The 9669-nt window shown below is 72.5% G+C and carries 8 protein-coding genes; 3 read left to right on the top strand and 5 right to left on the bottom strand.

The genetic code is table 11. The features are described from left to right. Positions 1–8 precede the first annotated feature (8 nt). Complete coding sequence (gene nhaA / locus NBZ83_RS25710; RefSeq protein ID WP_261570780.1) at positions 9–1286, top strand: Na+/H+ antiporter NhaA; 1278 nt, start codon at positions 9–11, stop codon at positions 1284–1286. On the opposite strand, the gene NBZ83_RS25705 is transcribed toward nhaA, so the two are convergent. From NBZ83_RS25705 to NBZ83_RS25685, 5 genes are all read right to left on the bottom strand, one after another. Continuing rightward, complete coding sequence (locus tag NBZ83_RS25705) at positions 1283–2149, bottom strand: acyl-CoA thioesterase (protein WP_261570781.1); 867 nt, start codon at positions 2147–2149, stop codon at positions 1283–1285. The two genes, nhaA and NBZ83_RS25705, sit on opposite strands and share 4 nt — an antisense overlap. Before the next feature lie 64 nt (positions 2150–2213). Continuing rightward, on the bottom strand, positions 2214–3713 hold the full coding sequence (locus NBZ83_RS25700) for a class I adenylate-forming enzyme family protein (RefSeq protein ID WP_261570782.1): 1500 nt from the start codon (positions 3711–3713) through the stop codon (positions 2214–2216). A gap of 12 nt (positions 3714–3725) precedes the next feature. Continuing rightward, positions 3726–4040, bottom strand: coding sequence for a hypothetical protein (locus tag NBZ83_RS25695; protein ID WP_261570783.1), 315 nt, complete (start codon positions 4038–4040; stop codon positions 3726–3728). Between the two features lie 644 nt (positions 4041–4684). Beyond that, complete coding sequence (locus tag NBZ83_RS25690; RefSeq protein WP_261575958.1) at positions 4685–7171, bottom strand: sensor domain-containing protein; 2487 nt, start codon at positions 7169–7171, stop codon at positions 4685–4687. Between the two features lie 174 nt (positions 7172–7345). Continuing rightward, positions 7346–8344, bottom strand: coding sequence for an NADPH:quinone oxidoreductase family protein (locus tag NBZ83_RS25685; RefSeq protein ID WP_261575959.1), 999 nt, complete (start codon positions 8342–8344; stop codon positions 7346–7348). Between the two features lie 118 nt (positions 8345–8462). On the opposite strand from NBZ83_RS25685, the gene NBZ83_RS25680 reads away from it, so the two are divergent. Both NBZ83_RS25680 and NBZ83_RS25675 read left to right on the top strand, forming a co-directional pair. Next, positions 8463–8708: a DUF2630 family protein gene (locus NBZ83_RS25680; protein WP_261570785.1), complete on the top strand. Its 246-nt coding sequence runs from the start codon at positions 8463–8465 to the stop codon at positions 8706–8708. Between the two features lie 76 nt (positions 8709–8784). Continuing rightward, positions 8785–9564: an SDR family oxidoreductase gene (locus tag NBZ83_RS25675; protein WP_261570786.1), complete on the top strand. Its 780-nt coding sequence runs from the start codon at positions 8785–8787 to the stop codon at positions 9562–9564. The last annotated feature ends 105 nt before the right edge of the window (positions 9565–9669 follow it).

The following is a 9669-nucleotide window of genomic DNA, read 5'->3' as shown; positions in this document are numbered from 1 at the left end:
CCCGCCGCCTGTTCGCCCGCGGCTCCTGGGTGGAGACCCGACGGATCGCGGCGATCCTGCGCGACGAGACGATCGGCGGGGCGCTGCTGCTCGCCGCGACCGTCCTGGCCCTCGGCTGGGCGAACTCACCCTGGTCGGGCTCCTACGATGCGCTGCTGACCACCCGCTTCGGCCCGTCGGCGCTACACCTGGACCTCTCGGTCCGGGAGTGGGCGGCCGACGGGCTGCTGGCGATCTTCTTCTTCGTCGCCGGACTCGAGCTCAAGCGTGAGTTCGTCGCCGGAGACCTGCGCGACCCGGGTCGCGCGGCGGTGCCGGTGGCCGCCGCCGCGGGCGGGGTCGCCGTCCCGGCCGTGCTGTACACGCTGGTGAACCTGCACGGCGGGGCGCCGCGGGGCTGGGCGATCCCGACCGCCACCGACATCGCCTTCGCCCTGTCGGTGCTCGCGGTCGTCGGCAGGCGCCTGCCGACGGCGCTGCGCACCTTCCTGCTGACCCTCGCCGTCGTCGACGACCTGCTGGCCATCGTGATCATCGCCGTTGCTTACACGAGTGAGCTGTCCGTGCTGCCGCTGGTCGGCGCCGCCGTCGGGTTGGCGGCGTTCACGGTGCTGGTGCAGCGCCGTGTGCAGGCGTGGTGGCTGCTGCTGCCGCTCGCGGTGCTGACCTGGGCGTTCGTCCACGCCTGCGGGGTGCACGCCACGGTCGCCGGGGTGCTGCTCGGCTTCGCCGTGCCGGTGGCGCGCAGCGAGAAGGCCGGGGGGCCGGGGGCTGGGCCGGGGCTCGCGGAACACTTCGAGCACCGGTGGCGGCCGTTGTCGGCGGGCGTCGCCGTGCCGGTCTTCGCCTTCTGCTCGGCAGGAGTGAGCATCGGCGGGCTCGGGGGCCTCGCTGACGCGCTGTCCGACCGGGCCGCCCTCGGCGTCGTCGTCGGCCTGGTCGCCGGCAAGGCGATCGGGATCTTCGCGACGACCTGGCTCGTCGCCCGTTTCACCGGGGCGAGCCTCGACAGCGGCCTGGCCTGGGTCGACGTCGCGGGGCTCGCGCTGCTCGGGGGGATCGGGTTCACGGTGTCGCTGCTCATCGGGGAGCTGGCGTTCGGGCCTGGCAGCGCCCGTGACGATCATGTGAAGGTGGGGATACTGACCGCGTCGGTCCTCGCCGCGCTGCTGGCGTCGGTGGTGCTGCGGCTGCGCAACCGCGCCTACGCGCGGCTCCACCAGCTCGAGACGGCCGACGACGACCACGACGGCGTCCCGAACGTCTACCGCGTGGAGCCGCGCTAACGCGTCGGCGGGCGCTGCTCGCCGACGGCGGCGGCCGGCGGGCGGATGAAACCCTGTTGGGCGGTCGTCGCGACCAGGGTGCCGTCCCTCCGGAAGATCTTGCCGGTGGAGTATCCGCGCCCCGCGGAGGCGGTCGGGGAGTGTTGGTCGTGCAGGAGCCACTCGTCGGCCCGGAACGGGCGGTGGAACCAGATCGCGTGGTCGAGGCTGGCGAAGGACACCCCCGGACTGGCCGAGGCGATCCCGTGCGGCCGCAGGGAGGTGGCCAACAGGTACAAATCTGACGCATAGGTGATCGCCTGCAGGTGGACCCGGGGATCGTCCCCCAACGCGGTCCTGACCCGGAACCAGACCTGCTGGCTGGGGGGATAGGCCCGCGGCGCGAGCGGGGACACGACGCTGACCGGGCGGAAGTCCAGCACCGCGAAGTGCGGGGGCAGCGGGCCGTCGAACCCCCAGGCAGCGAGGTGGCTGGGCAGGTCGGCGACCGACTCGGGATCGGGCACGTCGGGCGGGGCCGGATCGGCGTGGTCGAGCCCCTCGCGTGGGGTGGTGAACGACGCCATCACCTCGAACAGCCGGCGGTCGTGCTGGCGGGCGACCACGCGGCGCACCGCGGACGAGCGGCCGTCGCGAAGCCGCTCGACGTGGTAGCTCACCGGGATGTCCGGGTCGCCGGACTGCAGGAAGTAGCCGTGCAGCGAGTGCGCCGGGAAGTCCGCGGTCTGCTGGGCCGCGGCGAGCGCCTGGCCGGCGAGCTGCCCGCCGAAGATGCCGGCGCGGGCGCGCGCACCGCGGGCGCCGACGAACACATCCGGCTCGGACTCCCGGACCCCGAGGATCTCGTCCAGAGCCATGGTCATGGCGCGGCCGTCCTGGTCGTGCCCCGCCCGCAGCCGCTCAACCGGCGGGCGGGGCCGCTACCGATCAGGTGAACGCCTCGGACAGCTCGGTCCGAAGCACCCGGCGCAGCAGCTTGCCGCTCTCGTTGAACGGCAGCTCCTCCCGGAACTGGATGTGGTCGGGGGTGCGGCTGGAGCGCAGCCGGGAACGGACGTGCGCCTTGAGGTCCTCCTCCGTCACCCCGGCGGAGGTGACGACGGCGGCGACGACCTGCTCGCCCCACTCCTTGTTCGGGATGCCGACGACCGCGGCCTCGAGCACACCCGGGTGCTCCAGCAGCACCGCCTCGATCTCGCCCGGCGACAGGTTCTCCCCGCCGCGCACGATCACATCGTCGAGCCGGCCGTGGACGAACAGGTACCCGGCCTCGTCGAGATGCCCCTCGTCGCGGGTCGGGAACCAGCCGTCGGAGTCCAGCGTCGTGCCGCGGCCGAGGTACTCGCCGGACACCTGGCCGCCGCGCACGCAGATCTCGCCGCGTTCACCCACCGACACCTCGATGCCGGCCGCGTCGCGAATCGACACCTCCAGCGTGGGCAGCGGCTTGCCGACGGAGGCGAGCCGGACGCGGACCGCCGGGTCGTCGCTGGCAAACGCGGCCTGGTGGTCGTCGGGCCCCAGCACCGCGATGGTGCTGGAGGTCTCGGTGAGCCCGTAGGCGTTGACGAAGCCGACGTGCGGCAGCAGGCCGACCGCGCGCTCGATGACCGGCAGCGGCATCGGGCCACCGCCGTAGGACAGCGCCCTCAGCGAGGGCAGGCCCAGGCCGTCGGACTCCACGATGTCGAGGATGCGACCGAGCATCGTCGGGACGACCATCGCATGGGTGATCGACTCCTCCCGGACGGTGCGTACCCAGGCGACCGGGTCGAACGCCTCGAGCTGGACCACCCGGCGCCCGGAGTAGGTCGACGACAGCACCGCCGAGATGCCCGCGATGTGGTACGGCGGCACGCTGACGATCGCGGCCTCGTCCTCCGCGGAGCCGGCGTACTCCACCGTGGAGATGATGTATTCCGTCAGGTTGCTGTGCCGCAGCACGGCGGCCTTCGGCTCGCCGGTGGTGCCGCTGGTGAACAGCAGGACGGCGATGTCCTCGGCGTCGCCGCCCCAGCCGTCCTTCTCCTTGCCCTCGGGGTCCTCGGCGAGCGCCAGGGCCTCGGCCCGGCTGAGGAACTCGATGCCGTCGACCGGGCCGACCCGCTCGAGGACACCCTCACCCACGATGATCGTCGCCGGGGCGGTGCGGGCGACGATCGCGCGCAGCTGCGGATCCGCCAGGCGGTAGTTGATCGGCACGAACGGCTTGCCGGCGATCGCCGCGCCGAACAGCGTCAGGGGGACCGCGGGGGAGTTCAGGTCGATCAGCCCGACCCGCTCGCCCGGCAGCGCCTCAAGCGCGGCGCCGAGACGCCGGGCCCGGCTGGCCAGCTCGGCGAAGGTCAGACCGGAGGCCAACGGGCCGAGCGCGACCCGGTCGGCCATGCCGTCCGCGGCCATTTCGAGAAGCATCCCGAGGTGCATCGTGGCTACCCGTCAGTCAGAGGAGGGCAGGGGCTTGGCGTCCTTCTGGGAGAGGATGACCTCCCCGATGGACAGGGACCCGGAGCCGCCCTTGGTGCACAGCAGCTCGATGCCGGTCTCGCCGTCGGCGAACCGCTTGCCCAGTGGCGTGCCGGCGGAGAAGGCGGGGTCCAGGGTGAGCCCGGTGGGGGCCTCGGTACCGATCGACACCATCGGATGGCCACCGCAGCGCAGATCGATCGGTCCACTCGCGGGTTTCACCACGATGACCTCTGTCTGATCGACGACTGAACGGTAGCGAGTACCGGGCTTGGTGACAAGACTCACGTTTTTGACCTCCTCGCTCGCGCGTGTTCCTCTCGCGGAGCGGAGAGTGCCACGCCTTTCCTAATTTCTACTGCCCGGGGAGGATCGGACGCCACCGCCTCGGGCGGGAGCAACATCGCCGCCCGAGGCGCGGATCGGGGCGGCAGCCCGCACGCACCGACACCTCACCTCGGCATCCGAGGCTACCTCGATTTCTGACAAAGATGTCACATGGCGTCGGGTGTGGGCAGGCCCCGTTTCGGACGTAAGCCAACGGCGTGATCTCGGCTGTGCCGGAACCTGCCGTACATCTCATGTACCAAGTTAGACGTTTCGAGCTTCATTGAACCTCAAATCTGGACGCGGGGCAGCCGATGCATCGGCGCCCGGTCGAGAGCCGGCCGTCACCTGCTGCCGGGTCTCCGGCGACCGATGGCGGAGGGGTGGTCGGGCCGGTCCGGCCACGCGGCCGGACCGCCGGGTGCCAGCCGGCCGCCGTCGGTGGGCCCGGCGGATCAGGCCGTCGCGAGGTCCACGGCGCCCGCCGCAGCAGCGGCGCGGTGAGCAACCAGGCGACGCCGGCCGGTTCGCAAGGGGGCGTGCATGAGGCATGTCTGACGGGACCGTCACCATCTTGTCGGGTTGAGGGGCGCAGGGCGTCACCATCAGCGATGGGTGCCCTGCGCATCCTCGCGTCCGGTCAGCCGCGGCAGCCGCGGCAGCCGCGGCAGCCGCGCCGTGCTCGGACCGATCACCGGGCCGAGGAAGAGATCGCAACGCATCGCCCGCAGCGTGTTCAACTGCGAGGACGTCGTGACGTCGCCGGCCATCGTCCGGATGCCGAGCTCGTGGGCGAAGTGCAGCAGGGCACCCGCGGCGGCGTGGTGAACCGGGCTGCGATCGACGCCGTCGACGTAGATCCCGCTGAACCGGATGTAGCGAAAGGGCACCTGGTTCATGGCCGCGGCCGTCGTCAGGGCCGACCCGTAGTCGCCGATGCAGAGGTCGACTCCCAGCCGACACAGCTCGCCGAAGGCGGCCAGCAGCGCCGGCTCGTCGTCGGCGACCTCCCGTTCGGCGATCTGCAGGCACAGCCGGTAGCGGACCTCCGCACCGGTGGCGGATAACAGCAGGTCCAGCTCGGAAATGAACCGATCTTCGACGAGGCAGCGGCTGGAGACGGTCACGTTCAGCAGCGGCGGCGGTGCGCCGTCGCCGCGCTCGTCCTCCCACCGGGCGGCAGCCCGGCAGGCCCGGCCCACAGCCCAGCGGTCGATCGGCACCCGCAGACCGGCGTGCGCGGGATCGGGCAGGAACTGCGCGGGCGGCACCAGTCCGCGGTGCGGATGGAGCCAGTACGGCAGCGCCTCCACCCCGGCCAGGCCACGGTCGATGTCGTGGATCGGCTGGTAGCGCATGACCAGCTCATCGTCGGACAGGACCCGACGCAGCTCGTCGTTGTCCGTGATCTGGGCGAGCAGCCTGGTGCGCATCGCCTCGTCGAATGCCAGCCGACGCCCCGGCCCGCGGCGCTTCGCTGCGTACATCGCGATGTCGGCGGCGTTGAGCAGATCCTCGCCGTCGGCGGTCTCCGGCTCGGACAGCGCGATGCCGACGCTGGCCGACAGCAGGACCGTGCGCTCGCCCAGCACACAGGGGGTGTCCAGGGTGGCGAGCACCCGGTCGGCGATCGCCTCGATGGCGGTGGGGGAGTCGATGTCCTCGCACAGCACGGCGAACTCGTCGCCGGAGAGCCGCCCGACGACGTCGGCGGGGCGCACCGCGTGCTCGAGCCGTTGCGCCGTCAGCCGCAGCAGGTTGTCGCCAGCCTGGTGACCGAGGGTGTCGTTGACCGTCTTGAAGCCGTCGAGGTCGATGAACAGCACGCCGATCCGGGTCCCGTCCCCGCGTGCCCGGCGCAGGGCCCGGTCCAGCCGGTCGAGCAGGGCCGTCCGGTTCGGCAACCCGGTGAGCCCGTCGTGCAGGGACTGCCGGCGGATCTCGTCCTCCATCCGGAAACGCATCGCCGCCGCCCCCAGCACGGCTCCCACCGAGCGGACGAACTGGGCGTCCTGCTCGCTGAAGGCCGGGCCGGGTGGCGGGCGGCTCACCTCGACGACCGCCGACGGACGGTCACCTCGGCCGGTCGCCACAACGAGGTTGTGTCCGTTCGTGACGGTTGCGGCGGGTAGCTGCGGGGTGCACCACGTCCCCTCCGACCGGCCGACGCCCGCCTGGGCCCCATCGGCGCTGGTCACGTCGGCGGGGGAGACGTCGGCGAGAGTGCGGGTGCGCTGGCCGGCGTCGTCGAGTTCGTGGATCCGCACGGCCGCGCCGCCCAGATGCTCGGCGAGCATCTGGGCGGCGCGGGTCCACATCGTCGTGGCGTCCAGGCCTTCCAGCGCCTGCTGACCCAGGTCGGCCACCAGGGTCTGCTCGATCGATCGGGTGCGCAGGGTGGCCAGTGCCTGCTGGTGTTCGGTGACGTCCGTCGCCACGCAGGTGAGGTAGCTCACCTCGCCGTCGGGTCCCGAGATCGGTGCCAGATGCAGATCGAAGCAGCGACCGAACGCCTCGATGACGTGGTGCAGGGGGCGCCCGGCGAGGGCGTCCTGCAGCAGGCCGACGGCGTCGGGCAAGTCCTCGAAGAGCGTGAACACCGAGACGTCGGGATGCTCGGCGAGGCGGGACAGCGTCGCGTCCATGAGGCCCTCGCTGGCGAGCACGAACCCCGACCGATCGACCAGGAACATCGACACCGGCGTGTTGTCCAGAATGAGGCGCAGCCGGTCGTTCGCGGTGATCTCGTCGGAGACGTCCTGGAGCTGGCTGAGGATTTCCCGGCCTGCCGGACCGGGCACCGTCGCCGAGGTGACGAGAACGTGCACGGTGCTGTGGTCCGGGCGCCGCAGGCGGATCAGCCGCCGCAGCGGCGGGTTCCGCTGGCCGGGCCGGTGGATCTCCTTGTTCCACAGCGCGCGCTCCTCGGGCGCGGCGACATCCTGCCAGTGCGTGCCCACCAGCTCAACCTCGGAACGGCCCAGCAGTGCGCAGGCCGCCGCATTGGCCCGGCGTAGGCGGCCGGTGCGAAAATCCGTCACCGTTACCGCCAGGTTCAGGAGCTCGAAGAGGTCGGGACGCTCCTGTGCCAAGACTCCTCACCCACCCACCCCGTGCGGTCCAGCCCTTTTCATACCCGGGCGGTCGTGCCCCCATGCGGTGCCGAGACCAGCCAGTTCTGACGGAAAGTAGTCGTCCGATCCGGCCCTGAGGGTGGCCGTCGTGCCGTCAGCGGGTCTCGAACGGTTCGGTCTCAGTCCTCGGTCTCAGGCCTCGGAGCCGGTTTCGTCGCCGTCCGTCATTTCCAGGACGACCTTGCCGATCGCTCGCCGCTCGGCGACGTGGAGCAGGGCGGCGCTGGTCTCGGCCAGCGGGAAGCGGGCTCCGACGAGCGGGGCAACCCGGCCGGTGCCGAGCAGCTCGGCGAGCTCGGCCCGATCCCGCGCCGCGAGTTCCGGCTCGAACCGGGGGAAGGTGCGCAGCTCGAAGCCGCGCACGGTCATGCCCTTCAACAGCAGCAGGTTGAGCGGGATGCGCGGGATCTCCCCGCTGGCGTAGCCGACGGTGACGAAACGTCCGCCCCAGCCGAGGGTGCGCAGCGCCGCCTCGGCGTACCGGCCGCCGACGGGGTCGACGACCACGTCCGCCCCGCCGACCGCCGCTCGGATCGCGTCGCGTAACGGCGTGCGTTCGTAGTCGATCAGGAACTCGGCGCCACGCTCCTTGCAGGCAGCGAGCTTCTCCGGGCTGGACGCCGCGGCGACCACCCGCGCGCCGAGCAGCGCGCCCAGCTCCACCGTCGCGAGCCCGACGCCGCCGGCAGCCCCCAGCACGACCAGCCGCTCCCCGGGCGCGACGTTCGCGATCGAGCGCAGCGCGTTGTAGGCGGTGAGATGGCAGACCCAGCTCGCCGCGGCCGTGGTGAGATCCACCCCCGCCGGCACCGGGATGAGCGCGTCCGCCGGTGCGGCGACGTACTGCGCGAACGCGCCGCTCATCACGCCGCCGGCCACCCGGTCGCCGACCCGGACGCCCGTCACCTGCGGTCCGACCGCGACGACGACCCCCGCGAACTCGCTGCCGGGGGTGAACGGCGGCGGGACCGGAACCTGGTAACGGCCCGCGGCGATGAGCACGTCCGGCAGGTTCACCGCCGCCGCGTGCACCCTGACCAGCGCCTCACCCGGCCCTGGCGTGGGCCTGGGCACCGCCTCGGTCGAGATCCCGTCCGGCGTGCCCAGCCGATGGCAGACTGCGGCTCGCATCATCGCGGTGTCCACGTGAGCAGTATGCCAGGTCACACCCCAGGCTTCGGGTTTCGCGAAGGTCATCCGGTTTGCCGTGGCGTCCCGCGGGTCCGGGCCGGCGTGATTGAGTGGGCGGGTGGATGACGAGCGGATCTACATCCAGGTCAGTGCCCTCGTGGCCGAGGAGCACGAGCTGCGGGGCCGGCGGGCCCGCGGCGAGATCGACGCCGAGACCGAGCACGAACGGCTCGATCACCTCGAGCAGACCCTGGACCAGTGCTGGGACCTGCTGCGCCGGCGCCGAGCGCTGCGCGCTGCCGGCCAGGACCCGCAGGGCGCCGAGCCGGGCAGCGTCTCCCAGGTCGAGCACTACCTTCAGTAGGACGGCGGCCTTCAGCAGGGCGGCCAGCGTCAGTGGAACGGCCGGCAGGGCGGCGGGCCTGGAGTAGAGGAGCGGGATGGATCTGCAGCTTGCGGGCCGGGTCGTGCTGGTGACCGGCGGCTCGGACGGCCTCGGCGCCGCCCTGGTGCGGACGCTGGCGGCCGAGGGGGCCAAGGTGGCCTTCTGCGGCCGGGACGAGGCGCGGCTGCAGTCGGTCGCCGAGGCGGCCGGCGGCGCGGCCGGGGAGGTCCTGCCGGTGGTCGCCGACGTCCGCGAACCGGCCGACCTCGATCGGTTCGTCGCCGCCGCCACCGAACGGTGGGGCGCCGTCGACGCCCTGGTCAACAACGCCGGGGCCAGCTCCGCGGGGCCGTTCGAGCGCCAGACCGACGAGGCCTGGCAGGGCGACCTCGACCTGAAGCTGCACGCGGCGGTCCGCGCGTCCCGCCTCGTCCTGCCGCACCTGCGCCGGGCGGGCGGCGGCAGCATCGTGAACTCGCTGTCGATCAGCGCGCGCGCGCCGGGCGCCGGCTCCATGCCGACGTCGGTCACCCGGGCCGCCGGCCTCGCGCTCACCAAGGCCCTGTCCAAGGAGTTCGGCCCCGACAACGTGCGGGTCAACGCCGTCCTCATCGGCCTGGTGGAGAGCGGCCAGTGGGACCGGGCCGCCGCCACGCAGGGCGTCGGGGTCGACGAGCTCTACGCGCGGATGGGGCGCGACTCCGGCATCCCGCTCGGCCGGGTCGGCCGGGCGCAGGAGTTCGCCGACCTCGTCGCCTTCCTGCTCTCCGCTCGGGCCGCCTACATCACCGGCACGGCCGTCAACCTCGACGGCGGCCTGAGCCCGGTGGCCTGACGGGCCTCGGCCCGGCGAAGCGTTCCCGGTCCACAATGCGCGTCTGGGGCCGGAAACTCGAAATCCTGGTGGATGATATTCAGGTCTGCTTGGACTGTGGCGGGC

Origin of the sequence: Frankia gtarii, from assembly GCF_025403375.1 — a bacterium.
In the GTDB taxonomy this organism is placed as follows: Bacteria; Actinomycetota; Actinomycetes; order Frankiales; family Frankiaceae; genus Frankia; species Frankia gtarii.
This window is presented reverse-complemented; position numbering and strand designations above follow the sequence as displayed.

Bases quoted from the DNA above. Each gene is read 5' to 3' on its own strand.
- NBZ83_RS25705 (WP_261570781.1), bottom strand. From the start codon at position 2,149: ATGACCATGGCTCTGGACGAGATCCTCGGGGTCCGGGAGTCCGAGCCG.
- NBZ83_RS25700 (WP_261570782.1), bottom strand. From the start codon at position 3,713: ATGCACCTCGGGATGCTTCTCGAAATGGCCGCGGACGGCATGGCCGAC.
- NBZ83_RS25685 (WP_261575959.1), bottom strand. From the start codon at position 8,344: ATGCGAGCCGCAGTCTGCCATCGGCTGGGCACGCCGGACGGGATCTCG.
- NBZ83_RS25675 (WP_261570786.1), top strand. From the start codon at position 8,785: ATGGATCTGCAGCTTGCGGGCCGGGTCGTGCTGGTGACCGGCGGCTCG.